Here is a 24,257-nt window from a genome sequence, read left to right on the forward strand (position 1 = left end):
CCTGAAGACCGGGAAAACCCCGAACCCGACTGTCTATAATCACGATTTCCACCTACCGGGGGCTGTTGGCTCCCGTCTTGGACATGACCAAATTCGTCTTCGTCACCGGCGGTGTGGTGTCTTCCCTGGGCAAGGGAATCGCCTCCGCATCGCTTGCCGCCATCCTCGAATCGCGCGGCCTCTCCGTCACCCTCATCAAGCTCGATCCCTACCTCAACGTCGATCCCGGCACCATGTCCCCCATCCAGCACGGCGAAGTGTTCGTGACCGACGACGGCGCAGAAACCGACCTGGACCTGGGCCACTACGAGCGCTTCATCAACACCCGGATGAAGAAGGCCAACAACTTCACGACCGGCCAGATCTACAAAAGCGTGCTCGAAAAAGAGCGCCGTGGCGACTACCTGGGCAAGACCGTGCAGGTCATCCCCCACGTCACCAACGAAATCCAGGACTTCGTCAAGCGCGGCGCGGGTTACGGCACGCCCGAAGCGGTGGATGTGGCCATCGTCGAAATCGGTGGCACTGTGGGCGACATCGAGTCCCTGCCTTTTCTGGAGGCCGTGCGCCAGCTCAGTCTGCGCCTAGGCCCCAACAACACCGCCTTTGTGCACCTGACTTACCTGCCCTGGATCGCCACGGCCGGGGAACTCAAAACCAAGCCGACACAACACACCGTGCAGAAACTCCGCGAAATCGGCATCCAGCCGGATGCCCTGCTGTGCCGCGCGGACCGCTACATCCCCGACGACGAGCGCGACAAGATTTCGCTGTTCACCAACGTGCAGGGCTGGGGCGTGATCTCCATGCCCGACGTGGACACCATCTACAAAGTGCCCCGTGTGCTGCACGAGCAGGGCCTGGACGGTCTGATCTGCGACAAACTGCGCCTGAACACGCCACCCGCCAACCTCAAGCGCTGGGACGATCTGGTGCACGACACCGAACACCCCCAAGGCGAAGTGACCATTGCGATGGTGGGCAAATACGTGGAACTGACCGACAGCTACAAATCGGTCAACGAAGCGCTCAAGCACGCCGGCATGCGCAACCATGTGCGCGTGAAGATCGAGCACATCGACTCCGAAACCATCACCCCCGAGACTGTGGCTAGCCTGGCCAAATTCGACGGCGTGCTGGTGCCCGGCGGCTTTGGCAAACGCGGTGTCGAGGGCAAGATCGAAACGGCCCAATACGCCCGCACCCACAAAGTGCCTTACCTCGGCATCTGCTTGGGCATGCAAGTGGCCACCATCGAGTACGCCCGTCATGTGGCCGGCATGAAGGACGCCAACAGCACCGAGTTCGAGCCCGACACCCCCTACCCCGTGATCGCCCTGATCAACGAGTGGAAAGACGCCGATGGCTCCATCCAGAAACGCGACGCCAACTCCGATTTGGGCGGCACCATGCGTCTGGGCGCGCAAAGCTCCGACGTGGCCAAGGGCACGCTGGCCCACCAGATCTACGGCGACGTGGTGACCGAACGCCACCGCCACCGTTACGAGGCCAATGTCAATTACCTCGACGACCTGCGCAAGGCCGGTCTGGTGATCTCGGCGCTGACACAGCGCGAGCAGCTGACCGAGATCGTCGAACTGCCACAAACGGTTCACCCTTGGTATGTGGGCGTGCAGTTCCACCCCGAATTCAAGTCCACACCCTGGGACGGACATCCTTTGTTCAACGCCTTCGTCAAGGCGGCGGTTGAACACAAGGCTGCCGCCTGAGAACCATCAACGCACAGGAGCAAGCCATGAAACTTTGTGGATTCGACGTTGGCCTGCAGCAGCCCTTCTTCCTGATTGCGGGCACCTGCTCGATTGAAGGTCTGGAGATGTCCCTCGAAGTGGCCGGTCGCCTCAAGGAAGCCTGCACGGCCCTGGGCATCCCGCTGATCTACAAAGGCTCTTTTGACAAAGCCAACCGCTCCTCGGGCAACACCCAGCGCGGTGTCGGCCTCGATGCAGGCCTGAAGATCCTGGATGAGGTGCGCCGCCAGATTGGCGTGCCGATCCTGACCGATGTGCACGACGAGTCGCAGGTCAAGACGGTGGCCAGCGTGGTCGATGTGCTGCAAACCCCCGCCTTCTTGTGCCGCCAGACCGATTTCATCCGCGCCGTGGCCCAGTCGGGCAAGCCGGTGAACATCAAGAAGGGCCAGTTCTTGGCCCCTTGGGACATGAAGAACGTCATCGACAAAGCCCGCAGCGCCGCGCGCGAAGTCGGCCTGCCCGAAGACAACTTCCTCGCCTGCGAGCGCGGCGTGAGCTTTGGCTACAACAACCTGGTGGCCGACATGACCAGCTTGGCCGAAATGCGCAAAACCGGGGCCCCCGTGGTGTTCGATGTGACCCACTCGGTGCAAAAGCCCGGCGGCCAAGGCACCAGCAGCGGCGGTGCCCGCGAGATGGTGCCGGTGCTCGCCCGTGCGGGCGTGGCTGCGGGCGTGGCAGGCCTCTTCATGGAAACCCACCCCAAACCCGCCGAGGCCTGGTCTGATGGCCCCAATGCCGTACCGCTGGGCAAAATGAAAGCTTTGTTGGAAACCTTGGTCCAGCTCGATGCCGTGACCAAGAAAAACCCATTTTTAGAGGATGATTTTTCATGAGCGGCTACATCATCGCCCACGTGCAGGTGACCAACCCCACCCAGTACGAAGAGTACAAAAAGTGGTCTACCGCTGCCATGAAAACGGCCGGTGCAGAAGTCTGCGTGCGCGGCGGCCAGGTGCAAGTGCTCGAAGGCGACTGGGCCCCTGAGCGCATCGTTGTCCTGAAGTTCCCCTCGTTCGAGGCCGCCAAGGACTTTTACGAACTGCCCGAATACCTCAAAGCCCGCGAAGCCCGAGAAGGCGCGGCCATCATGCGCATGGTGGCCGTCGAAGGCGTCTGACACGCCGGCTTTGAAGACCCGTTTTGTTTTTAAATTGAGAGAGTTCAAAAATGAGTGCAATCGTTGATATCGTCGGCCGTGAAATCCTCGACAGCCGTGGCAACCCCACCGTCGAATGCGACGTGCTGCTGGAGTCCGGCGTCATGGGCCGTGCCGCTGTGCCGTCTGGCGCATCCACTGGCAGCCGCGAAGCCATTGAGCTGCGCGACGGCGACAAGAGCCGGTATCTGGGCAAAGGCGTGCTCAAGGCCGTCGAACACATCAACACCGAAATCTCCGAAGCCGTGCTGGGCCTGGACGCCTCCGAACAAGCCTTTTTGGACCGCACCCTGATCGACCTGGACGGCACCGAGAACAAGAGCCGCCTGGGCGCCAACGCCATGCTGGCCGTGTCCATGGCCGTGGCCCGCGCTGCGGCCGAAGAGTCCGGCCTACCGCTGTACCGCTACTTTGGCGGCATGAACGGCAACCAACTGCCCGTGCCCATGATGAACGTCATCAACGGCGGCGCACACGCCAACAACAACCTGGACTTGCAAGAATTCATGATCATCCCCGTGGGCGCACCAAGCTTCCGCGAAGCGGTGCGCTACGGTGCCGAAGTGTTCCACGCCCTTAAGAAAATCATCCACGACAAGGGCATGAGCATTGCCGTGGGCGACGAAGGCGGCTTTGCCCCCAACGTCGACAGCCACGAAGCAGCGATTCAAATGATTCTGGACGCCATCGCTGCTGCCGGTTACACCGCGGGTGAACAAATCGCGATTGGTCTGGATTGCGCCGCCAGCGAGTTCTACAAAGATGGCAAGTATGTGTTGGCCGGTGAAGGCGGCATCAGCCTGACATCCGAGCAGTGGACCGACATGCTGGCCACCTGGTGTGACAAGTACCCCATCATCAGCATCGAAGACGGCATGGCCGAAGGCGACTGGGACGGCTGGAAAGTGCTGACCGACCGCCTGGCCAAGAACGTGCAAATCGTCGGTGACGACCTGTTCGTGACCAACACCAAGATCTTCAAGGAAGGCATCGACAAAGGCATCGCCAACTCGATCCTGATCAAGATCAACCAGATCGGCACCCTGACCGAGACCTTCGAAGCCATCGAGATGGCCAAGCGCGCCGGTTACACCGCCGTCATCAGCCACCGCTCGGGCGAGACCGAAGACAGCACCATCGCCGACATCGCCGTGGGTCTGAACGCCGGTCAGATCAAGACCGGCTCGATGAGCCGTTCGGACCGCATGGCCAAGTACAACCAGCTGCTGCGCATCGAAGAAGACCTGGGCGACGTGGCGGTGTACCCCGGTCGCCATGCGTTCTACAACCTGCGCTGACCCCAATGGGCAACCGCCTTGTTCCTGTGGTGCTGATCGCCTTGCTGGCGATCATCCAGGCCCAGCTTTGGCTGGGCAAGGGCGGTGTGCCCAGTGTGGCCGAGCTCGAGCGTGAGCTGCAGCAACAAAAAGCAGCGAACGAAGAAGCCCGCCTTCAGATCGAGCAGCTCAATGCCGAGGTCAATGACCTCAAAGAGGGCTTGAACATGGTCGAGGAGCGGGCGCGCCATGAGCTGGGCATGGTCAAACCCAACGAAATCTACGTGCAAATCGCCAAATGATGTCCACAACCGAGATCGCCGGTTTCGTGCTGGCCTTGGTGATGGTGGTCTGCAGCATCAAGGAGGTGCACTGGAGTTGGCCGCTGGCCATCGCCAGTTCCATCCTTTATTTTTTTGTGTTCAAGAACAGTCTGCTGTACGGTGAAGCGGGTCTGCAACTCGTTTTTGCCGCTCTCGCCTTTTGGGGCTGGTGGCAATGGTTGCGCAAGGGCGACGACGCGCAACCGGCCCTCGTGATCCAGCGGCTGTCAGCGCGGGGTTGGCGGCTGGTGCTGATGGCCAGCGCCGTGCTGTGGCCTGCACTGGCCCTGCTGCTGCAACACTTCACCGACAGCGATGTGGCCTGGTGGGACGCCTTGCCCACGGCCTTGAGCCTGGTCGGCCAGGCCCTGTTGGGTCGCAAATACATCGAGAACTGGCTGGTCTGGCTGGTGGTCAACGTGATCAGCGTGGCGCTGTTTGTGCACAAAGAGCTGTGGCTGACGGCTGTGCTTTATGCATTGTTCACGGCCATGAGCGTGTGGGGCTGGCGCGCTTGGCAGCGCAAGCTGCGCCACCAGGGCGCATGAGTCGCGTGCAGCGCATCGCCATCCTGGGTGCAGAAAGCACGGGCAAGTCCTGGCTCACGCAAGCCTTGTCCAGCGTGATACGGGCCCGTGGGCATGCCGTTTGCACGGTGGACGAAGTGCTGCGCGGCTGGTGCGCGCGCGAAGGCCGAACGCCGCATCCCCACGAGCAAATGGGCATCGCCATCGAACAGGCTCGGGCTGTGGAACAAGCCCCACCCGTCTGGGTGGTTGCGGACACCACCCCCCTCATGACAGCGGTCTACAGCCACATGCTGTTTGGCGACGACAGCCTCTACCCCATGGCATTGGCGCACCAGGCCCTGTACGACAGCACCTTGGTCACCGGGATCGACTTGCCTTGGGTGGCCGATGGCCTGCAACGCGACGGCCCGCACGTGCGCGGCCCGGTGGACACGCTGGTGCGTCAAGCGCTGGAGCGTGCGGGCATCGCCTACCGCGTGGTTTACGGACAAGGCCACCAACGCCTGAACAATGCCCTGCTGGCCTTGGGCTTGCCGAGCGAGGATGCTGCCGCGTGGGCGCTGCGCGAGCAATCCCAATATGCCATCAACCAGGGCCGCACGGTGTGGCAATGCAACGAATGCAGCGACCCGGATTGTGAACACAAGCTGTTCACCGGTCTGCTGGCCAAGCGATCAGGCTAAAGCACCTGTTGGAGGCCGCCCCTGCGGCCAAATGCTGGCGACGCCCATGCACCCATTCGCCAGCAGGGGCTCGCTGCCACAGAGATTCTCAGTGCACCGAGCCGCCCGGTACATCGGCCGGCAAACCTGTGAAGAGGCCCGCAGCATCCACCGGGTCAAAGCGATACTGCGCACCGCAAAAGTCGCAACCCACTTCCACCTGGCCTTGCTCGGCGATGATGCCTTCCACCTCTTCGGCGCCCAGGCTGCGGATCATTTGGCCCACCCGTTCGCGGTTACAGCGGCAGGCAAAGCGCGGGCCGCGCTCACCCATCAAGGGCTCGAAACGCGCCAAGGGCTCTTCCCAATAGAGACGGTGCAAGATGGTTTCCGCGTCCAAGCCCAGCAGCTCTTCGCGCTTGAGGCTTTTGGTCAAAATCGAGATGCGGCTGAAGTCTTCACTCTGGCCGAGCACCGATTCGCGCATGAGTGAGTCGGTCTTGCCCGCCAAATTGCCCTCGCCTTCGATGGGCAAGCGCTGGATCAGCAAGCCCGCTGACACCTTGTCGTCGGCCGCCAGCACCAGCACGGTGTCGAGCTGCTCGGACTGCAGCATGTAGTGCTCCAGCACTTCGCTGATGTTTTCCAGCTTTTCGCCCCGGTCACCAAACAAAGGCACCACACCTTGGTAGGGCTGCTGGCCAGGCAAACGGTCTTGGGGGTCCAGAGTGATGGCGCAACGGCCTTCGTTGTGCACGTTCACCATCTGGCTCAGGGTGGCGTCGTCGGCCACCTCGCCCACCTGGGTGCAGGTGGCGCGCAGGCTCAAATCCGGTTGCACCTCTACAACGCCGAGCTTGACCGGGCCGTCACCAAAAATCTGCAGCACCAAAGCGCCGTTGAACTTGATGTTGCCCTGCATCAGCACACCCGCTGCGGCCATTTCACCGAGCAACTGGCGCACAGGTGCGGGGTAGGCGCCGGTTTCGGAGTTGGCGGCGCGGCGCGCCAGGATGTCTTGCCAGGCATCGGTCAGACGCACCAGCATGCCGCGCACGGGCAGGCCTTCGAAAATGAATTTGTGGAGTTCGGACAAAGTGCAATCAACAGCCGCTCGGGCTGATCCTCAAAAGTTAAAGGGGTTCCAATCGGGCGAAAAAAGCCTCAAGCGATTTTTTTCAAGCCGGTCTTGAAGCGCCGGGCGTTTTGCATGTAGCTGCGGGCACTTTGGCGCAGGCCTTCGATCTGCTCGGGCGTCAATTCGCGCACCACTTTGGCGGGCGAACCCACGATCATCGAGCCGTCTGGAAACTCCTTGCCCTCGGTGACCAACGCGCCAGCGCCCACCAGGCAGTGCTTGCCGATCTTGGCCCCGTTGAGCACCACCGCGCCCATGCCAATCAGGGATTCGTCACCAATTGTGCAGCCGTGCAGGATGACCATGTGGCCTACCGTGACATGCTTGCCGATGGTCAGGGGTTTGTCATGGTCGCTGTGCAGCACACTGCCATCCTGGATGTTGCTGCCCTCGCCAATGTTGATCGGCTCGTTGTCACCCCGCACCGTGGCACCGAACCAGACGCTGGCATCGGCGGCGATGTGCACCGCGCCCATCACCTGCGCGTTGTCGGCCACCCAAGCGGAGTCGGCCACCTGGGGGATGTGTGCGTCAAGTTGGTAAATGGCCATGGGGGTCTCCTCGGGGTCTGGATGTCTGAAAACCTACAATTGTAGGGATGCCAACACCCTGCCGTGGGCGCTGCCTGCGATCACCATGCACACCCTGCGCACCGCCGCCCTGATCCCTTGGGCGCAAACCGACCCGAACCTGAAGGCCCAGGCCACCTTGGCGCTGGACCTGAGCCTGCCCGTGGGCGCGCTCGACAGCCTGAGCGCCCCCGCTGCAGGCCCCGGCCGCGCCGACCGCCCTGTGCTGGTGCCGCACACCCAGCTCAAAGCCAAATCCATGGCCACGCCTGAGGGCCGGGCCATGCTGGTGCATTCGATTGCGCACATCGAACTCAATGCCATCGACCTGGCGCTCGACGCGGTCTGGCGCTTTGCGGGCATGCCCGAGGCGTTTTACACCGACTGGGTGCGCATTGCCCAAGAAGAAGCCAAGCACTTCAGCCTGCTGCGCCAGCATTTGCTGGACATGGGTTTTGACTACGGCGACTTTCCAGCCCACAACACCCTGTGGGACATGGCCGAGCGCACCAAGGACGACATTCTGGCCCGCATTGGCATCGTGCCGCGCACCATGGAAGCGCGGGGGCTGGACGCCTCACCGGGCGTGAAAAACAAACTGGTCAGTGTGGGTGACCACAGAGCGGGCGAGATCCTCGACATCATCCTGGAAGAAGAAATCGGCCATGTGGCCGCAGGCAACCGCTGGTACCGCTACCTGTGCGCGCAGCGCGGCCTCGACCCGGTGCGCACCTACACCGAATTGATCGCGCAATACGACGCCCCCAAACTGCGCCCACCCTTCAACATGGCGGCCCGGCGTCTGGCCGGGTTTGAAGAGGCGGAGTTAGCGGCCTTGAGCTGAAATACCCGCCCACGGTAGGTCGGCACCTTCAGGTCCGACATTGCCCTCGTCGGCAAAGCACCCAGTCGGAGCTAAAGCTACCGACCTACAAAAGTGCAATCATCCGGCTGCAGAGGCTGCCTCCCACAGAGTCGGCAGATGCATCACCCTCTGGGGTGGTGCTGGGCGTGCAGGGTCTTGAGGCGCTCACGCGCCACATGGGTGTAGATGGTGGTGGTCGAAATGTCGGCATGGCCCAGCAGCATCTGCACCGCCCGCAAATCGGCCCCGTGGTTGAGCAAGTGCGTGGCAAAGGCGTGGCGCAGCGTGTGCGGCGACAAGGGTGCGGTGATGCCTGCCTCGATGGCATAGCGTTTGACCAGGTTCCAGAACATGACGCGTGACATGGCAGTGCCGGGCTTGGGGCCACTGCTGGTGACAAAGAGGTCTTCGGTCTGGCGTTGGCCGAGCAAGGTAGGCCGCGCCTGCCCCAGGTAGCGCTGCAGCCATTCCCGCGCTTCTGCGCCAAAGGGCACCAGCCGCTCCTTGCTGCCTTTGCCCATGATGCGCAGCACGCCTTCGTTGAGTGACACATGCAAGGTTTTGAGCGAGACCAACTCGCTCACCCGCAGGCCGCTGGCGTACATCAGCTCCAACATGGCGCGGTCGCGCAAGCCCAGATCGGTGGCCACATCCGGCGCACGCAACAAAGCATCCACCTGCGCCTCGCCCAAGGTTTTGGGCACACGCAGCGCCTGTTTGGCGGCCAACATGCGCAACGTGGGGTCGCTTTGGATCAGGCGTTCGCGCAACGCCCACCGGAAAAAGCGCTTGAACACCGTGAGCCTGCGGTTGGCTGACGTGGCCTTGGTCTGGCCATGGCGCTCGGCGAAATAGGCCTGCAGATGGTGTTCTTGGGTCGCTTCCAGCGCCAGCCTGTGCGTCAAAAACAGCCAGGTAGCGTAAAGCGACAAATCCAGACGGTAGGCTGCCAGCGTGTTGGCAGCCAGGCCGTCTTCCAGCCAGAGGGCTTCGGCGAATCGGTCGATGGCGCTCTGGCTGGCCTCATGCATGGACTGGCATCAGTCCAGCTTGAGTTTTTGCTGGTCCACGACTTTTTTGTAGACCTCGAACTCGGCCTTGATCTGGGCCGTGAATTCTTCGGGCGAGTTGGCCACGATCAAGGAGCCAGTGTCGTTGATGCGCTTGGTCACGCCGGGCTCTTGCAAGGCCTTTTTCACACCCGCGCTGATCTTGTCCACCACCTCTTTGGGCAGGTTTTTGGGGCCGAGAATGCCGTAATAGGCCATGCGGTTGACCGGCTCCAGCCCAATTTCCTTGAAGGTTGGCACGTTGGGCAACTGGGGCAGGCGCTGAGGTGCGGCCACCACGATCGGCACCAATTTGCCGGTTTGGATGAATGGCAGGGCCGAAGGCAGGTTGTCAAAAATGATCGGCACCTGGCCCGCCACCGTGTCGTTCAGGGCCGGACCTGCGCCGCGGTAAGGAATGTGCGTGATGAACACGCCCGCCAGACTCTTCCACAGCTCGGTTTGCAGGTGGCCGATGCCGCCCGTGCCCGACGATGCGTAGGAGTACTTGCCCGGGTTCTTTTTGATTTCGGCCAAAAAGCCTTTGTAGTCCTTGGCCGGGAAGCTGGGGTGCACCGCGATCACGTTGGGCGTGGCCGCGATGTTGATGATGGGCGTGAAATCGGTCAGGACGTTGTACGGGATCTTGGGGTTGATGGCCGGGTTGGCGGCGGTGGTCGACACAGTGGCCATGCCCAGGTTGTACCCGTCGGGTGCGACACGCGCCGTTTCGGTCGCGCCCACCACACCACCACCACCGGCTTTGTTTTCGACGATGACGCTTTGGCCCAGGGCTTTGCCCAAAGGCTCTGAAATCACGCGGGCGACGATGTCGGTGGTGCCACCGGGTGCGAAAGGGACCTGCAACTTGATGGGTTTGTTGGGATAAGCCTGTGCCCACACAGAACCACTGGCCAAGAGGGTGACAGCCAGACCGGTCACAGAAACCAAACAGCGACGCTTCATTCGAAAACTCCTTGAAAGATGGCACATGATAGGCAAAGACGGTGGGCTTTTGTGAGAGGGGAAACCATCAAACCGTCAAAAAATGCATGAACCTCAGGTGACAAGACAGCGCCAGGGCACCTTAAAGGGTCAGTTATCCTAGACGAGTGAACTTTGCCCAACTCCTCTTTCCCGATTTTTCCCTGATTTTGTGCGGCTATCTGATCTGCCGCTTCACCGCCTTGAACCGCCCGGTGTGGCAACAGGTGGAAAGTCTGGTGTATTTTTTTCTGTTCCCTGTGCTGCTGTTTCACTCCATCGTGAAAAGCCCGCTGGACCTGAATGCGGCCTCCAGCCTGATCGGGGCGGGGCTGAGTCTGGGCTTGTGTGCGATTGCCCTGTCGTACAGCCTGCCCTATTGGCCCATCTTGGGCCAGCGACTGGACCGGCGCGACCATGCGGCCAGCGCCCAGGTGGGCTTTCGCTTCAACTCCTTCATTGCGCTGGCGCTGGCCGAACGCCTGGCTGGCCCCGAAGGCCTGCTCATGATCTCGGTGCTGATCGGGGTGTGCGTGCCGCTGTTCAACATCGGCGCGGTCTGGCCCATGGCCCGGCATGCCAACACCGGTTTTTTGCGCGAGCTGTTGCGCAACCCCCTGATCATTGCCACCGGCTCCGGTTTGGCCGCCAACCTGCTGGGCTTGCGCATTCCTGAATGGCTCGACCCCAGCGTCAGCCGGATCGGCGCTGCGTCTTTGGCATTGGGTTTGATGGCCGCGGGCGCGGGCATGCAGCTGGGCACCTTACGCCAGGGCAAACTGCTGGGCCTGAGCGTGCTGACGGTCAAACACCTGCTGCTGCCTTTGATCGCCCTGGGCATGTCCCGCCTGTTTCAGCTGGACGCCCTGCAAACCACGGTGCTGTTGGCGTTTTCAGCTTTGCCCACGGCATCCACCTGCTACGTGCTGGCCGCCCGCATGGGCTACAACGGCCCCTATGTGGCGGGACTGGTCACGCTGTCGACCTTGTCAGGGATGTGGAGTTTGCCGTTTGCGCTGGGAGTGCTGCGCTGACGCAGAACTGCGCGACGCGTCACCCCCGACACCAACAACCGTCACCCCGACTTGATCGGGGGTAACAAAACCGAAGGGTCATACCCGCGAATGCGGGTATCCATGGAGGCCGAAGGCATGGACCCCCGATCAAGTCGGGGGTGACGAAACCGATGGGTCATGACCGCGCATACGGGCCAGCGACCAAGCCACCTGCTCCTGCACCACCGGGTCGGGGTGCTTAGTGTGGACGGCGAGGGCCTGCTGCAAGCCTCGCTGTTCATCCGCCGACAAGTCCCCTGACGCCAGTGCGTTGCCCGCTGCCAGGGCCAAATTTCGCAGCCAGCGGACGTGGCCGATGCGGCGGATGGCACTGCCTTCGGTGCGGCGCAAAAACTCGGCCTCATCCCAAGCCATCAGCGCTGTGATGCTGCCCGCACCCAAGCCCTCGCGGATCTGCCAATCGGGCAAAGGGCTGACTTGCGCAAACTTGTTCCAGGGGCAGGCCAGCTGGCAGTCGTCGCAGCCGTAAATGCGGTTACCGATCAAAGGGCGCAGTGCCTCGTCGATGGGCCCGGCGTGCTCGATCGTCAAATAAGAAATGCAGCGCCGTGCATCCAGCTTGTAAGGCCCCACGATGGCCTGGGTGGGGCACAGATCCATACACGCGCTGCATTGGCCGCAGTGCGCCGAGGTGGCGGGCGTTTCGGGCAGGGCCAAGTCCACAAACAACTCGCCCAGAAAAAACATCGACCCGGCCTCGCGGTTCAGCACCAGGGTGTGTTTGCCGCGCCAGCCCAAGCCACTGCGCTGGGCCAGCTCGGCCTCCATCACGGGGGCCGAGTCGGTGAACACGCGGTGACCAAAGGGGCCAATCGCCTGGGCGATGCGGTCCTGCAGTTTTTGCAGGCGGCTGCGCAAGACCTTGTGGTAATCGCGTCCCCGGGCATAGAGGGAAACCACGGCTTCGCCCGGCTGCAGGCTGCGGGCGGTTTCACGGGCCAGCCAGTCGGGCGGTGTGTCCTGCGGCAAATAATCTATGCGGGCAGTGATCACGCTCAGCGTGCCCGGCACCAGTTCAGCCGGGCGGGCGCGCTTCATGCCGTGGCTTTCCATATAGCCCATGCTGCCGTGAAACCCTGCGGCCAACCAAGCCTGTAATCCGGGCTCGGCCGAGGACAAATCGATGCCCGCCACGCCAATTTGGGACAATCCCACGTCATGCGCCCAGATCTGGATCTGGGCCCACAGTTCAGGAAGGTCGATTTGAGTACGTTGAGCAGTCACCCGCCGATTGTAGGAAGCCCTACCGCACCACGCGCCTGGGCGGGCTTGTGGCCGAATGAAGCCGCCACGCAGGCCTTTGCCGAAGAACTGAGCGCCGCCTTGCAAAACTGGCCGGGCGGGCGCGATGCCCGCATTGAGTTGCGCGGCAACCTGGGTGCGGGCAAGACCACCTTGGTGCGCCACCTGCTGCGTGCGGCCGGGGTGACAGGTCGCATCAAAAGCCCGACCTACGCCGTGGTCGAGCCGCACCAGGCGGGCACAGGCACAAGCGAAGACGACAGCGCCTGGCCCATCTGGCACTTCGACTTTTACCGCTTCAACGACCCCCAAGAATGGGAAGACGCCGGCTTTCGCGACATCTTTGCCGGGCCGGGCCTCAAGCTCATGGAATGGCCCGACAAGGTGGCCGGGCAACTGCCGCCGCCCGACTGGGTGATTGCGCTCGACGCCATCGACGAAGACCAGCGCCAGGTGCACATCAGCGCGGCCACAGAGCGGGGCCAGCACTGGCTGCAAACTTGGGCACAAACTCACCCGGAGGCCGGACATGCAGGCTGATCGCCGCCGCCTGGTCAAAGCAGGCCTGCTGGTACTCAGTTTGGGGGCCGCTCAGCTGGCGCGCGGCGCCAACATGCTGGCCGTGCGCATCTGGCCAGCGCCCGATTACAGCCGCGTCACGCTCGAGTCGGACACCGCACTCAAGACCCGGCAAACCTTCATCGACTCGCCGCCCAGACTGGCGGTGGACATTGAAGGCATGGAACTCAACGCCGCCTTGCGTGAACTGGTGGGCAAAGTGCAGGCGTCCGACCCCAACATCGCGGGCATTCGCGTGGGCCAGTTCAATGCCAGCACTGTGCGGCTGGTGATCGACCTCAAACGCCCCATCGCGCCCCAAGTTTTCACCTTGCAGCCTGTGGCCGCCTATGCCCACCGCTTGGTGCTCGACCTGTACCCCTCACAAGCGGCAGACCCGCTGGAGCAACTGATCCAGGAGCGTGCTTCGGCCAAGGCAGCGGCGAGTTCCAGCAGCTTGCCCCCTGCCGCCCAGGCGAACGATCCTTTGAGCGAGTGGATGGCCAAGCAAGGTCAGTCCAACGCCAACAAGCCATCACCACCGCCAGCGGCACCCAGCACCCGCAAGCAGGACTTTGAACCCGCCCCCTCGGCCGTGATGGACAACCCCAACCACCCGCCGCGCCCGGCCAACACCCCGGCCACCGACCGGCTGATCGTGATCGCGCTGGACCCGGGTCATGGCGGTGAAGACCCCGGTGCCATCGGCCCCGGCGGCACCCGCGAAAAAGACGTGGTGCTGAAAATTGCCCAACTGCTGCGCGACCGCATCAACGCCAGCAGCGTGAACGGCAGCCCCATGCGGGCTTACCTGACCCGCGACGCCGACTTCTTTGTGCCCCTGCATGTCAGGGTTCAAAAGGCGCGCCGCGTGCAAGCCGACCTGTTCGTCAGCATCCACGCCGATGCGTTTTACACGCCCCAGGCCAAAGGCGCGAGCGTGTTTGCGCTCAGCCAAGGGGCGGCTTCCAGCAGTGCGGCCCGCTGGATGGCCCAAAAAGAAAACAAGGCCGACTTGATCGGCGGCATCAACCTGGGAAGCCAGGACGCGCAGGTTCAGCGTGCCTTGCTGGACATGAGCACCGCAGCGCAAATCAAGGACAGCCTGCAGCTGGGCGGCAGCTTGCTGCGCGAGATCGGCGGCGTTGGGAAATTGCACAAACCCCGGGTCGAGCAAGCGGGTTTTGCGGTCCTCAAAGCCCCGGACATTCCGAGCGTGCTGGTGGAAACTGCCTTCATCAGCAACCCGGAAGAAGAAGAAAAACTGCGCAGCGACGCCTACCAAAAGCAGCTGACCGATGCCCTGATGCGCGGCATCCTGCAATATTTCTCGCGAAACCCGCCGCTGGCACGCAACCGGAGCCTGTGAGGACCTTCAGACAGCCCGCCGGGCCTTCCACGCCCCAAACATGGCGATCAGGCCCGGCACGATGATCAAGGCCCAAATGATCTTGGACAGGTGCGTCTGCACAAAGGGCAAATTGCCAAACAGGTAACCGGCCAAGGTCAGGCCCACCACCCAAATGAAGCCCCCCACCACATTGAACAGGGTGAATTTGCTGCGGGTCATCTCGGCCACACCCGCCACAAAGGGCACAAAAGTGCGAATGAACGGCATGAAACGCGCCAGGATGATGGTGATGCCGCCGTATTTTTCGTAAAACGCGTGGGCTTGGTCAAAGCCCTTGCGGCTGAAAAAACGCGAATCTTCCCACTGGAACACCCGGGGGCCAAAGTAACGCCCGATCGTGTAGTTGGTCTGGTCGCCCAAAATGGCCGCCACCAGCAGCAAACCCATCACCAGCGGCAGGCTCATCAAACCCACGCCGCACATGGCCCCGACGATGAAGAGCAGCGAGTCGCCCGGCAAAAACGGCATGACCACAACGCCGGTTTCCACAAAAATGATGAGGAATAACAGGGCATAGACCCAGGCCCCATATTGGGCAACAAAGGCCTCCAAGTAGCGGTCGACGTGGAGGATGAAATCAACGAGTTGCAGCAAGATGTCCATGCGCCGATTATCCCCGCAGGCATTCGGCCGCAGGGGCGGCCTCCCACGACCAGATGCAACGATCACAAGCCCTAAAATCAGGCTGTGACTACTCAACAGACCCCGGCCCACGCGCGCCGCCCCATTCGCGAACTCCCCGACGAACTGATCAGCCAGATCGCTGCAGGCGAGGTGGTCGAGCGACCCGCCTCGGTGGTGCGCGAACTGGTGGACAACGCCATGGACGCGGGCGCGCGCAGCATCACCCTGCGCCTGATGGGTGGCGGCACCCGGCTGATTTCGGTGGAAGACGATGGCAGTGGCATCGCCCCGGACGAGTTGCCTGTGGCCCTGAAACGCCACGCCACCAGCAAGATCGGCAACCTGGATGAACTCGAATCGGTCATGACCATGGGTTTCCGGGGCGAGGCGCTGGCCGCCATCAATTCGGTGTCCGAACTGACCCTGCTCTCGCGCATGGACGGTCAGCCCACCGCCTTTGCCCTGGACGGCCGCACGGGCGAGATCCGCCCCGCTGCCCGCGCCATTGGCACCACGGTGGAAGTCAAAGAGCTGTTTTTCTCGACCCCCGCCCGCCGCAAGTTTTTGAAAAGCGACAGCACCGAGCTGGCGCACTGCATCGAAGCCGTGCGCCGCCACGCCCTGGCCCGTCCCGACGTGGGCTTTGCCATCTGGCACGAAGGCAAGCTGGTCGAGCAGTGGCGCGTGCACCCCGGCACAGCCGGGCTGGAGCAACGCCTGGCCGATGTGCTGGGCGAAGAATTCGTGGCGCAGTCCATTGCGGTGGAATACAACGCTGGTCCGCTCAAGGTGATCGGCCGCGCAGGTCTGCCCGACGCCGCCCGCTCGCGGCCCGACCACCAGTTTGCCTATGTGAATGGCCGTTTTGTGCGCGACAAAGTGGTCATGCACGGGGCGCGCAGCGCTTACGAAGACGTGCTGCACGGGAACAAGCAACCCGCCTACGCCTTGTTCATGCAGATCGACCCCACGCTGGTCGATGTGAACGTGCACCCGACCAAGATCGAAGTGCGTTTCAGGGACAGCCGGGCCGTGCACCAGGCCGTGCGCCACGCGCTGGAAAACGCGCTGGCTGCGCCGCGCTCGCAAAACCTCAACGATGAAACGGACAGCAGCGCCAGCAACTTTGACCTGAAAGCGCCCGTCATCAAAGCCCTGCCCGAATCGGCCAGCTGGCAACAAGGCGGCATGGCATTTGAGCGTCCCGCAACGTCGAACTTCAGCGCCCCAACCTACAAGCCTGCTGGTTTTTTGCGCCCCCGCGTCGATGGCGAGCAGGCCATGGCCGACCTGAAGGCGCTTTGGCAGCCCTCGCAGCCCTCACCGCACGCCGCAGAGGCAGCAGGCGTGTGGGAGGCTGCTCCAGCGGCCGAAGGCCATTCGCGAGCAGGGGCGACCTCCCTCATTGAAACAGGCTCAGCTGCTGCACAAGGGGATTCGCTTGCAGGGGCAAGCTCCTACAGGGCCACAGAGACACCTGCCGCACCCCTGCCCGAAGGCGACTGGCCGCTGGGCCGTGCCGTGGCGCAGTTGCACGGCGTCTACATCCTGGCCGAAAACAAGCAAGGTTTGGTGGTGGTCGACATGCACGCCGCGCACGAGCGTATCGTCTACGAGCGCCTGAAAAACCAGCTCAACACCACCGACGGTGAAGGTCCGCGCATCGCCAGCCAACCCCTGCTGATCCCCGCCACCTTTGCCGCCACCCCGACCGAAGTGGCCACCGCCGAAGCCTGCGCCGAGGCGCTGGAACAACTCGGCCTGGAAATCTCGCCCCTGTCGGCCAAAACCCTGGCCGTGCGGGCAGTGCCCACAAGCCTCCCGCAAGGCGATGCGGTGGAGCTGGCCCGCAGCGTGCTGGCCGAACTGGCCCAGCACGACGCCAGCACGGTGGTGCAACGCGCCCAAAACGAGATCCTGGCGACCATGGCCTGCCATGGCGCCGTGCGCGCCAACCGCCGCCTGACGCTTGACGAGATGAACGGCTTGCTGCGCCAAATGGAAGAAACCGAGCGCTCCGACCAATGCAACCACGGCCGTCCCACATGGCGTCAGATGACGATGCGGGATCTGGATGCGCTGTTTTTGCGGGGTCGGTGATGGCGGGAATACCCCACTTAGAAAACCGTCCGAGGCCGGAGTCCGAGTCAGGGGCACCTTTCACTCGGTCGCGCTTGTGGTCTGAACCCGGGTCAGCCGCACTCGCCGCGCGGTCTCGCTCATACTCGCTTCGCTCGCCAAATCGCGAGCTCCGCGCGGCGAGCGCAGCCGACCCTGTGACGGTGCCCCCAAAAACAAAGGCTGGTTTGAACAACCACAAAGCGAGCGTCGGGGCCGGTGCGCGGACTGCCCGATTTGGCGAGCGAAGCGAGTATGAGGGCAGCCGCGCACCGGCCCCGACGCTCGCGCTCCAAGAAGAAAGAAAAATCAGCAGACCTGCGCCAACGCTGACGAAGACTCAAGACCCAACACTGGCATGCCACAAAAACTGATCGTCCTCATCCTCGCCCTGCTGCTCGGCCTGCAACCCGTCACCACCGACCTGTATCTGCCCGCCCTGCCCGCCATCACCCAAGGCTTTGGCGCGGGCATGGGTCAAGCCCAACTCACCCTCACGGCGCTGCTGTTGGCATTTGGCCTGTCGCAACTCGTCTGGGGACCGTTGTCCGACCGCTTTGGTCGCCGCCCCATCCTGCTGTGGGGCATGGGTGCTTACACACTCGCCTCGGTCGCTTGTGCGCTGGCGCCCGACATGGCCTGGCTGATCGCCGGGCGCACGGTGCAAGGCATCGCCATGGGGGCGGGCGTCATGGCCGCGCGGGCTGTGGTGCGGGATTTGTTCCAGCCGCTGCAGGGTGCCACGGTCATGTCACAAGGCCTCACAGGGCTGGGCATCATCGCCTGCGCCTGTGCACCGCTGGGCGGCATGCTGACCGACGCCCTGGGTTGGCGTTACGCCCTGCTGGCCCTGGCCGTGTTCGGTGCGGCCACACTAGCCCTGCTGGCCTGGCGATTTGAAGAAACACTGGCCCAACCCGACCCGCACGCCCTGAGCGCCGGGCCGCTCTTTCGGGCTAACCTGGACATCCTGCGCAACCCGGTGTTCCTCACCTGGTGCGCTCTTTCGGCCACGTCCTACCTGGGGCTTTTCACATTTTTGGCCAGCTCCTCGTTTGTCTTCGTCACCTTCATGGGCTACAGCAAAACGGCCTACGGCTTTCTGATGCTGAGCATGTCGCTGTCCTACATCGTGGGCACTTTCTGGTGCCGCTGGATGTTGCGACGCACCAGCGTGCACCGCACCGTGGGCATCGCCGCCATCCTGACGATCACGGGCGGGGTGGGCATGGCCGCTTTGGCCTATGCGGGCCAAGGCCAGGACTGGTATGGCGCCTGGGCCGTCATGGTGCCCATGTACATCTTCATGCTGGGACACGGTGTACACCAGCCTTGCGGCCAAAGCGGCGCGGTTGCGCCCTTCCCGCACCGCGCCGGCACCGCCTCGGCCCTGAACGGCTTTTTGATGATGCTGGGCGCTTTCTTCATGGGTGGCTGGCTGGGCACCCACATGGACCGTCCGGTGTTTGCACTCGCCCACGGACTGCTGTTGTGCGCCCTTCTCATCACCTTCGTGGGCTGGACCGGTGTGCAGCGCCATGGCCGCCCAGTGGTCGCATCGGCCAAACCCGCATGAAGCAGCGCTCCGTTGACGCCATCGCCCTGGTGGGGCCCACGGCCAGCGGCAAAACCGCTGCCGCGCTGGCCTTGGCGGACAGCCTGCAGCCCCACGGCGGCGCAGAAATCATCAGCGTTGATTCGGCCCTGGTCTACCGGGGCATGGACATCGGCACCGCCAAACCCAGCCGCGAAGAGCTGGCCGCCGTGCCGCACCACCTGATCGACACCCTGGACCCACTGCAAAGCTACAGCGCCGCCGAATTCGCCAAAGATGCGACCCCCCTCATCCGGGACATCCGCGCACGCGGCAAAACGCCGCTGCTGGTGGGCGGCACCATGCTCTACCTCAAGGCCCTGCTCGAAGGCCTGAACGACATGCCCCCAACCGACCCCGAGGTGCGGGCTCAAATTCACACCCGCGCCGCCCAGCTGGGCTGGCCCGCCCTGCATGCCGAACTGGCGCGGGTGGACCCGCCAACTGCCGCCCGCCTGGCCCCTGGCGACAGCCAGCGCATTGGCCGTGCGCTCGAAGTCTGGACCACCACCGGACAAAGTCTGTCGTCCTTTCACCAAAGTGCCAAAGCCGCTGCGCCCGACTGGCACATCCCCGTCATCAGCCTGGAGCCGCTGGACCGCGCCTGGCTGCACCAACGCATCGCACTGCGCTTTGAGCAGATGATGGCCGCAGGCTTCATGGACGAGGTCAAGGCCTTGCGCCAACGCGGCGACCTGAACCCGGACCTGCCGTCCATGCGCTGCGTGGGTTACCGCCAGGCCTGGCAAGGGCTTCAAGAAGGCTGGACCGAAGCCGAGATCTGCGAGCGGGGCATATTCGCCACCCGCCAACTGGCCAAGCGCCAGATCACCTGGCTGCGCAGCATGCCGGGGCGGCGGGTGGTCGATGCCCAAGCGGGCGATGCGCTGTCGCAGGTCAAACAGATGGTCATGCAGGCGCTGACGACTTGAAAGCACTTTTTGCGGGGATTGATGCTAGGATTTCCCTGTGTTTTTCAAAGGCTGAGCCATGCGACTGTCTGAACATGAGAAAGAGTCCTTGAAACAGGCTGCCTTGGCGTGTTTTGGCCATGGCACGCGTCTGCGTTTGTTCGGTTCGCGCGCCGACGAACACCGCAAAGGCGGTGATATAGACCTGTTGATCGAATCTCCCTTGACCAATCCTGCCGACATCGCCAAAGCGCACACCCGTTTTTTGAGCCAAATCTATAACCGTTTGGGTGAACAAAAAGTGGACGTGCTGATCGACTATCCAGGACGCCTTTCGCATCCACCGATTTTCCAGGTAGCGCTTCAAGAAGGCATTTTGCTGTGACCCACACTACGCAAGTCCGTCTGCTTGACGCTTGGCAGCAATGCCAACGCCACGCACACCACATGGCCCATGCCATGTCAGCCATCGCACCCACACTGCCATTGACGGCCAACGCCCTGTCCCAACTCAACGACGAAGCTGTGCAGGACTGGGATCAGTTCATTCTCAGGTTCACCAAGTTGCAAGATACATTGGGAGCCCGGCTTTTTCCGGCTTTACTGGAACACCTGCAAGAGCCCTACGAAGACCGCCCCATGATCGACAAACTTCACCGGCTCGAAAAATTAGGCTATTTACCTAAGCTGGACGACTGGCAATCGCTGCGTGTCATTCGCAATCGGTTTGCACACGACTACCCCGAGGATGATGCCCTGAAGGCCGCCTATCTGAATGAGGCCATCTCAGCGGTCCCCATCTTGCTCGCCTTGCTGGCTGGCATTGCGCCAGTGATGGCTAATCTGCAGGGCACTTGAATTCCCACTGCTCAAGTTTGAGTGCACCGACGTGCCTGACCCGATGGGTAAACTCTTGACTTTTGCATCGCAGGTGCGTTTGAAGTCAAGACATGCGTTCTTTCTTTCTGTTGGTGTGTTGGTGGGGGCCCATGGCTTGGGCATCGGAGCCGGTCATGCCCGTGCAGGTGAAGTGGCAGACCGTTCAGATAGCCAACACAGGGGGCGGCGACGTTGCGCTGGTGTGCCCCCGCAAAGGTGCTGCACCAAGAAAAGCACCCAGCACTGCCCCTGAACCCACCGAAATCCCCGACGACGACGAAGTCGCGCAAGCGCTGCAAGAAGCGAGCGCCGAGCGCACCGCGCCGACCGCTCTGGCTGGCCCACGGCTGCAAGGCGATCCGCGCGGCTGGCGCATCGCGGTGTGGGGCGACAGCCACATGGCTGCGGCCTTTTTCAGCGACCAGATGGTGCGCCAACTGGTCCCGGCTGAGGCAACCGTCACCAGCCGCTTTGTCCATGCCGGCGTTGGCCACGGCGGCGTGCGGGCACTGGTGCGCAAAACCTGTTTGTCTGGCGACTGGGGCCGCGAAATGGCTTACGCCCACGCCGACGCCGCGGCCGCCCCAGGGCCGGGCATGACAAGCCTGGTGGCCAAACGCCCCGGCGCCACACTGGCGCTGGACCTGCGCGATGCCCAGGGTCTTGCCCGCCACAACCGCCTGCAGATCCTGCACCACGGCGATGGTGCAGGCCGCGCCCAGTTGGCCATCAGCGTGGACGGCGAAGCCGAGACACTGGTGCCACTCGAGCCCGCCGCAGGCCCGAGCGCCCTGGCGCTGGAGACCCGCGCGCCGCTGTCCACCTTGCAGATCCGCGTGGTCGAGGGAGCCTTCCGTTTTCAGGGCTTGAAGCTCCCCGAAACGCCAGCGCCCGCCGCATCCGCCCTGCACCTGGATTTGTTCGCTTACCCGGGGGCCACCATGGCGGGTTGGGTGCGCAGCGATTTGGGCTATTTGGCGTCCTGGTTCACCGACCAGGCCTACGACTTGGCCCTGATCGCCTTTGGCACCAACGAGGGCAACGACCCGCGCTTCAACGAAGACGCTTACCGGGACACGCTCTCACGGGCGCTGGGCAATTTCCGCCGGGTCTTTCCACAAACCCAGTGCGTGCTGATCGGACCGGGCGACCGGGGCATTCGGGTGGCCAAGACCAGAGCCACCAAGCGGCCCAAGGCAGCAGCCAGCGCCAAAAACCAGTCTTCCAAAAAACAGGTACCCAAAGGCAAACCCGCCCCCAAAGCACCGCCTCAAACGGCCAAAGCCGCCCCTGCCGCCCAGTTGCTCAAATTCGCACGCATCCACGAGCGCATTGGACAAATCCAGGCCGACCTGGCGGCCCAGCACGGCTGCCAGGCCTGGAGCATGCAAGCCGCCATGGGCGGCGTGGGCAGCGCCTACACCTGGGCGCGCAAGAGCCCGGCGCTCATGGCGCCTGACCTGATCCACTTCACGCCCGCTGGTTACCGTGAACTGGCCAACACCTTCATGGCCGACTTCGGCCTGACCAAACCATGAGCGCCTTGGCGCGTTTGCCGGGACTCGACGGTCTGCGCGGCGTGGCCGTGCTGGCCGTGATCGGCTACCACCTGAACTTGGGCCATTTTTTGCCTGCAGGTTTTCTGGGGGTGGACATCTTTTTCACCGTCTCGGGTTTCATCATCACGGCGCTGCTGCTGCAAGAGCACGCCCAATCCGGGCGCATCGATTTCCCGGCGTTTTACCTGCGCCGGGCACGGCGGTTGTTCCCGGCGGCCCTGGTCATGCTGCTCTTGCTGGTACCACTCACGCCGTTGTTTCAACCGGCTGCGCTGCCGCGCCTGCGCGAAGACCTGCCCGCCGCCTTTTTGTACCTGTCCAACTGGTGGCAAATCGTCGCGCAGCAGTCGTATTTCGAGGCGATCGAGCAACCCCGGCTGCTGCAGCACCTGTGGTCTTTGGCGGTGGAAGAGCAGTATTACCTGCTCTGGCCCCTGGCGGCGTTGTGGCTGTTGAATCGGACCGGCCGCACGGGCCTGGGCGTGGCGGCGGGCTTGATCGCCGTGGCCAGCACAATCTGGATGGCCTGGCTCTACACCACGCAACTGGAGGGCGGCGACCCCAGCCGCGTGTACCTGGGCACCGACACCCATTTGATGGGCTTGCTGGCCGGATCGGCCCTGGCCGCCTGGTGGAACCCCTGGAAAATCCGCATGGCCTCTCAAGCCAGCGACGAAATCCTGAACCTGGCGGGCACCGCCGCATTGGCGGCCCTGATCTGGGGCATGGCCGAAACCCACGAGGGCATGCCCGGGCTGTACCAAGGCGGCTTTTTGCTGGCGGCCTTGCTCACCTGCGTGGTGATCGGCGCGGCCACCCGCGAAGGCACCTGGGTGGCCTGGATGTTGTCCACCCGCCCGATGCTGTGGCTCGGTGCCCGGTCGTATTCGCTGTACCTCTGGCATTGGCCGGTGGTGGTCTGGCTGCGGCCTTCCAGCCAAGCCGACGCGCTGGAGCTGACCTGGGTCAACGCCGCCCGCCTGGTGATCACCCTGCTTTGCGCCGAAGCCTCTTACCGCTGGGTGGAAACGCGCTGGACACACAAGGCCAAAGCCCAATCCTGGCGGCGCAGCACCACGGTGGCCATTGCAACACTGGTGAGCGTGAACGCCGCAGTGCTGGCCTTCGTGCCCGGCACGCTGCCTCCAAGCAAGGACACGCCAACAGCCATCGACAAGCCTGCAGACCCCAGCCCCACCAAAGGGCCGCCCCCCACCCTGAACACAGCACCTCAGCACGCCCCGAAGGCCGACCCCGCTCATCCCGCAGCGGTCCATGCCCAGCGGCCGAAACACCCCGACACCCGCGGCACCCATTACCAAAAAGTCACCCTGGTGGGCGACTCGGTTTTGCTGGGGGCCAGCCCCTATCTGCAGCGCCGCCTGCCATCGGCCTCGGTGGACGCCAAAGTGGGCCGACAAGGCAGCGATGGCCTGAAGCTGGTGCAAAGCCTGCGCGAGACCGCGCAGCTGGGTGACGCAGCGGTCATCCATTTGGGCACCAATGGCTATTTGGCAGAAAAACAGTTCCGGGCGCTGCTGGCGCAACTGAGCGACCGCAAAACGGTGGTGGTGCTGAATGTGTACGGTGCCAGGCGCTGGACCGGGCCCAACAACGAGCTGATCGGGCGGGTCAGCCAGAGCTTTGACAATGTGCGGCTGGTGGACTGGCATGCGATTGGCCAGTCCAACCCGGACTATTTTGTGCAAGACGGCATCCACCTGTCGGGTGCCGGCATTCACGCTTATTACAACCAGATCCGCATGGCCTTGGGCCAACCCGAGGTCACGGTCAACGGACCGACACTGCGGCAAGTCAAACGACCGCCATTGCCCAAAGGCAGTGGCATGCCCCTTACAGCACCGGTGCCGCCCTCCACGCCTGCGCCAGCCGAAGCTGGCCAGGCCAGCCCCGAGACAACGGCCCTGCCCCCATCGGGTGACTGAACCCTCGC

At 63.2% G+C, this 24,257-nt stretch carries 24 protein-coding genes; 18 read left to right on the top strand and 6 right to left on the bottom strand.

The window, feature by feature from the left end:
• Positions 1-83: 83 nt before the first annotated feature.
• Genes B9Z34_RS03030 through B9Z34_RS03060 form a run of 7 tightly spaced genes read left to right on the top strand, consistent with a single transcriptional unit; the run spans position 84 to position 5,747 of the window.
• Entirely contained in the window at positions 84-1,730 is a 1,647-nt protein-coding gene (locus B9Z34_RS03030; protein WP_108426603.1) for a CTP synthase, read from the top strand.
• Positions 1,731-1,756: 26 nt separating this feature from the next.
• On the top strand, positions 1,757-2,611 hold the full coding sequence (gene kdsA, locus B9Z34_RS03035) for a 3-deoxy-8-phosphooctulonate synthase (RefSeq protein WP_108426604.1): 855 nt from the start codon (positions 1,757-1,759) through the stop codon (positions 2,609-2,611).
• Positions 2,608-2,895 carry a DUF1330 domain-containing protein gene (locus tag B9Z34_RS03040; RefSeq protein ID WP_108353705.1) on the top strand — a complete coding sequence of 96 codons (288 nt, stop codon included), beginning with the start codon at positions 2,608-2,610 and terminating at the stop codon, positions 2,893-2,895. The genes kdsA and B9Z34_RS03040 overlap by 4 nt, the downstream gene beginning before the upstream one ends.
• Positions 2,896-2,945: 50 nt before the next feature.
• On the top strand, positions 2,946-4,232 hold the full coding sequence (gene eno, locus B9Z34_RS03045; protein ID WP_108426605.1) for a phosphopyruvate hydratase: 1,287 nt from the start codon (positions 2,946-2,948) through the stop codon (positions 4,230-4,232).
• A gap of 5 nt (positions 4,233-4,237) precedes the next feature.
• The gene (ftsB, locus tag B9Z34_RS03050) at positions 4,238-4,513 is read left to right on the top strand and encodes a cell division protein FtsB (RefSeq protein WP_108426606.1); all 276 of its coding nucleotides are present in this window, start codon (positions 4,238-4,240) and stop codon (positions 4,511-4,513) included.
• Positions 4,513-5,082, top strand: coding sequence for a nicotinamide riboside transporter PnuC (gene pnuC / locus B9Z34_RS03055; RefSeq protein ID WP_108426878.1), 570 nt, complete (start codon positions 4,513-4,515; stop codon positions 5,080-5,082). The genes ftsB and pnuC overlap by 1 nt, the downstream gene beginning before the upstream one ends.
• Positions 5,079-5,747 carry an AAA family ATPase gene (locus B9Z34_RS03060; RefSeq protein WP_108426607.1) on the top strand — a complete coding sequence of 223 codons (669 nt, stop codon included), beginning with the start codon at positions 5,079-5,081 and terminating at the stop codon, positions 5,745-5,747. The genes pnuC and B9Z34_RS03060 overlap by 4 nt, the downstream gene beginning before the upstream one ends.
• Positions 5,748-5,835: 88 nt before the next feature.
• Here the strand turns inward: B9Z34_RS03060 and B9Z34_RS03065 are convergent, their stop codons facing one another.
• Together B9Z34_RS03065 and B9Z34_RS03070 are read right to left on the bottom strand one after the other, a co-directional pair.
• The gene (locus tag B9Z34_RS03065) at positions 5,836-6,822 is read right to left on the bottom strand and encodes an Hsp33 family molecular chaperone HslO (RefSeq protein WP_108426608.1); all 987 of its coding nucleotides are present in this window, start codon (positions 6,820-6,822) and stop codon (positions 5,836-5,838) included.
• A gap of 68 nt (positions 6,823-6,890) precedes the next feature.
• A complete protein-coding gene (locus tag B9Z34_RS03070; protein ID WP_108426609.1) occupies positions 6,891-7,415 on the bottom strand; it encodes a gamma carbonic anhydrase family protein in 525 nt (174 codons plus the stop codon).
• 85 nt (positions 7,416-7,500) lie between these two features.
• Here B9Z34_RS03070 and B9Z34_RS03075 point away from each other — a divergent pair, with 85 nt between their 5' ends.
• Complete coding sequence (locus tag B9Z34_RS03075; RefSeq protein ID WP_108426610.1) at positions 7,501-8,277, top strand: ferritin-like domain-containing protein; 777 nt, start codon at positions 7,501-7,503, stop codon at positions 8,275-8,277.
• Between the two features lie 143 nt (positions 8,278-8,420).
• Here B9Z34_RS03075 and xerD read toward each other — a convergent pair whose 3' ends face one another.
• Both xerD and B9Z34_RS03085 read right to left on the bottom strand, forming a co-directional pair.
• On the bottom strand, positions 8,421-9,329 hold the full coding sequence (xerD, locus tag B9Z34_RS03080; protein WP_108426611.1) for a site-specific tyrosine recombinase XerD: 909 nt from the start codon (positions 9,327-9,329) through the stop codon (positions 8,421-8,423).
• A 9-nt stretch (positions 9,330-9,338) separates the two neighbouring features.
• Positions 9,339-10,313 carry a tripartite tricarboxylate transporter substrate binding protein BugE gene (locus tag B9Z34_RS03085; protein ID WP_108426612.1) on the bottom strand — a complete coding sequence of 325 codons (975 nt, stop codon included), beginning with the start codon at positions 10,311-10,313 and terminating at the stop codon, positions 9,339-9,341.
• Positions 10,314-10,459: 146 nt separating this feature from the next.
• Between B9Z34_RS03085 and B9Z34_RS03090 the strand changes: the two genes are divergently transcribed.
• Positions 10,460-11,365 (top strand): AEC family transporter, encoded by a 906-nt coding sequence (locus tag B9Z34_RS03090; protein ID WP_108426613.1) that lies wholly within the window; start codon positions 10,460-10,462, stop codon positions 11,363-11,365.
• Between the two features lie 129 nt (positions 11,366-11,494).
• Here the strand turns inward: B9Z34_RS03090 and queG are convergent, their stop codons facing one another.
• Positions 11,495-12,583 (bottom strand): tRNA epoxyqueuosine(34) reductase QueG, encoded by a 1,089-nt coding sequence (gene queG, locus B9Z34_RS03095; protein ID WP_108426879.1) that lies wholly within the window; start codon positions 12,581-12,583, stop codon positions 11,495-11,497.
• Between queG and tsaE the strand changes: the two genes are divergently transcribed.
• Positions 12,566-13,189, top strand: a complete 624-nt coding sequence (gene tsaE / locus B9Z34_RS03100) for a tRNA (adenosine(37)-N6)-threonylcarbamoyltransferase complex ATPase subunit type 1 TsaE (protein WP_108426880.1) — start codon at positions 12,566-12,568, stop codon at positions 13,187-13,189. The genes queG and tsaE overlap by 18 nt on opposite strands.
• Positions 13,179-14,576 carry an N-acetylmuramoyl-L-alanine amidase gene (locus B9Z34_RS03105; RefSeq protein WP_108426614.1) on the top strand — a complete coding sequence of 466 codons (1,398 nt, stop codon included), beginning with the start codon at positions 13,179-13,181 and terminating at the stop codon, positions 14,574-14,576. The genes tsaE and B9Z34_RS03105 overlap by 11 nt, the downstream gene beginning before the upstream one ends.
• A 6-nt stretch (positions 14,577-14,582) precedes the next feature.
• Here B9Z34_RS03105 and B9Z34_RS03110 read toward each other — a convergent pair whose 3' ends face one another.
• Positions 14,583-15,221: a DedA family protein gene (locus B9Z34_RS03110; RefSeq protein ID WP_108426615.1), complete on the bottom strand. Its 639-nt coding sequence runs from the start codon at positions 15,219-15,221 to the stop codon at positions 14,583-14,585.
• Between the two features lie 84 nt (positions 15,222-15,305).
• On the opposite strand from B9Z34_RS03110, the gene mutL reads away from it, so the two are divergent.
• The 7 genes from mutL (at position 15,306) to B9Z34_RS03145 (ending at position 24,249) form a co-directional block, all read left to right on the top strand.
• The gene (gene mutL, locus B9Z34_RS03115) at positions 15,306-17,342 is read left to right on the top strand and encodes a DNA mismatch repair endonuclease MutL (protein WP_108426616.1); all 2,037 of its coding nucleotides are present in this window, start codon (positions 15,306-15,308) and stop codon (positions 17,340-17,342) included.
• A gap of 376 nt (positions 17,343-17,718) precedes the next feature.
• Positions 17,719-18,936: a multidrug effflux MFS transporter gene (locus B9Z34_RS03120; RefSeq protein WP_108426617.1), complete on the top strand. Its 1,218-nt coding sequence runs from the start codon at positions 17,719-17,721 to the stop codon at positions 18,934-18,936.
• On the top strand, positions 18,933-19,886 hold the full coding sequence (gene miaA / locus B9Z34_RS03125; protein ID WP_108426618.1) for a tRNA (adenosine(37)-N6)-dimethylallyltransferase MiaA: 954 nt from the start codon (positions 18,933-18,935) through the stop codon (positions 19,884-19,886). Before B9Z34_RS03120 ends, miaA begins: the two co-directional genes overlap by 4 nt.
• A gap of 58 nt (positions 19,887-19,944) precedes the next feature.
• Positions 19,945-20,250 (top strand): nucleotidyltransferase family protein, encoded by a 306-nt coding sequence (locus B9Z34_RS03130; RefSeq protein WP_108426619.1) that lies wholly within the window; start codon positions 19,945-19,947, stop codon positions 20,248-20,250.
• Complete coding sequence (locus B9Z34_RS03135) at positions 20,247-20,723, top strand: hypothetical protein (protein ID WP_233249383.1); 477 nt, start codon at positions 20,247-20,249, stop codon at positions 20,721-20,723. The genes B9Z34_RS03130 and B9Z34_RS03135 overlap by 4 nt, the downstream gene beginning before the upstream one ends.
• A gap of 92 nt (positions 20,724-20,815) precedes the next feature.
• Positions 20,816-22,282 (top strand): hypothetical protein, encoded by a 1,467-nt coding sequence (locus B9Z34_RS03140; RefSeq protein WP_108426620.1) that lies wholly within the window; start codon positions 20,816-20,818, stop codon positions 22,280-22,282.
• Positions 22,279-24,249: an acyltransferase family protein gene (locus B9Z34_RS03145; RefSeq protein WP_108426621.1), complete on the top strand. Its 1,971-nt coding sequence runs from the start codon at positions 22,279-22,281 to the stop codon at positions 24,247-24,249. Before B9Z34_RS03140 ends, B9Z34_RS03145 begins: the two co-directional genes overlap by 4 nt.
• The last annotated feature ends 8 nt before the right edge of the window (positions 24,250-24,257 follow it).

The sequence above is a fragment of the Limnohabitans sp. Hippo3 genome (assembly GCF_003063665.1).
Lineage (GTDB): Bacteria > Pseudomonadota > Gammaproteobacteria > Burkholderiales > Burkholderiaceae_C > Limnohabitans_A.

What these genes read in the sequence shown, in the direction of transcription:
- B9Z34_RS03110 (WP_108426615.1), bottom strand. Translation starts at nt 15,221, where the DNA reads ATGGACATCTTGCTGCAACTCGTTGATTTCATCCTCCACGTCGACCGC.
- B9Z34_RS03075 (WP_108426610.1), top strand. Translation starts at nt 7,501, where the DNA reads ATGCACACCCTGCGCACCGCCGCCCTGATCCCTTGGGCGCAAACCGAC.
- B9Z34_RS03070 (WP_108426609.1), bottom strand. Translation starts at nt 7,415, where the DNA reads ATGGCCATTTACCAACTTGACGCACACATCCCCCAGGTGGCCGACTCC.
- B9Z34_RS03060 (WP_108426607.1), top strand. Translation starts at nt 5,079, where the DNA reads ATGAGTCGCGTGCAGCGCATCGCCATCCTGGGTGCAGAAAGCACGGGC.
- B9Z34_RS03105 (WP_108426614.1), top strand. Translation starts at nt 13,179, where the DNA reads ATGCAGGCTGATCGCCGCCGCCTGGTCAAAGCAGGCCTGCTGGTACTC.
- B9Z34_RS03120 (WP_108426617.1), top strand. Translation starts at nt 17,719, where the DNA reads ATGCCACAAAAACTGATCGTCCTCATCCTCGCCCTGCTGCTCGGCCTG.
- B9Z34_RS03140 (WP_108426620.1), top strand. Translation starts at nt 20,816, where the DNA reads ATGCGTTCTTTCTTTCTGTTGGTGTGTTGGTGGGGGCCCATGGCTTGG.
- B9Z34_RS03145 (WP_108426621.1), top strand. Translation starts at nt 22,279, where the DNA reads ATGAGCGCCTTGGCGCGTTTGCCGGGACTCGACGGTCTGCGCGGCGTG.
- xerD (WP_108426611.1), bottom strand. Translation starts at nt 9,329, where the DNA reads ATGCATGAGGCCAGCCAGAGCGCCATCGACCGATTCGCCGAAGCCCTC.
- pnuC (WP_108426878.1), top strand. Translation starts at nt 4,513, where the DNA reads ATGTCCACAACCGAGATCGCCGGTTTCGTGCTGGCCTTGGTGATGGTG.
- tsaE (WP_108426880.1), top strand. Translation starts at nt 12,566, where the DNA reads ATGCGCCCAGATCTGGATCTGGGCCCACAGTTCAGGAAGGTCGATTTG.
- B9Z34_RS03085 (WP_108426612.1), bottom strand. Translation starts at nt 10,313, where the DNA reads ATGAAGCGTCGCTGTTTGGTTTCTGTGACCGGTCTGGCTGTCACCCTC.
- B9Z34_RS03030 (WP_108426603.1), top strand. Translation starts at nt 84, where the DNA reads ATGACCAAATTCGTCTTCGTCACCGGCGGTGTGGTGTCTTCCCTGGGC.
- ftsB (WP_108426606.1), top strand. Translation starts at nt 4,238, where the DNA reads ATGGGCAACCGCCTTGTTCCTGTGGTGCTGATCGCCTTGCTGGCGATC.
- B9Z34_RS03040 (WP_108353705.1), top strand. Translation starts at nt 2,608, where the DNA reads ATGAGCGGCTACATCATCGCCCACGTGCAGGTGACCAACCCCACCCAG.
- kdsA (WP_108426604.1), top strand. Translation starts at nt 1,757, where the DNA reads ATGAAACTTTGTGGATTCGACGTTGGCCTGCAGCAGCCCTTCTTCCTG.
- miaA (WP_108426618.1), top strand. Translation starts at nt 18,933, where the DNA reads ATGAAGCAGCGCTCCGTTGACGCCATCGCCCTGGTGGGGCCCACGGCC.
- B9Z34_RS03130 (WP_108426619.1), top strand. Translation starts at nt 19,945, where the DNA reads ATGCGACTGTCTGAACATGAGAAAGAGTCCTTGAAACAGGCTGCCTTG.
- eno (WP_108426605.1), top strand. Translation starts at nt 2,946, where the DNA reads ATGAGTGCAATCGTTGATATCGTCGGCCGTGAAATCCTCGACAGCCGT.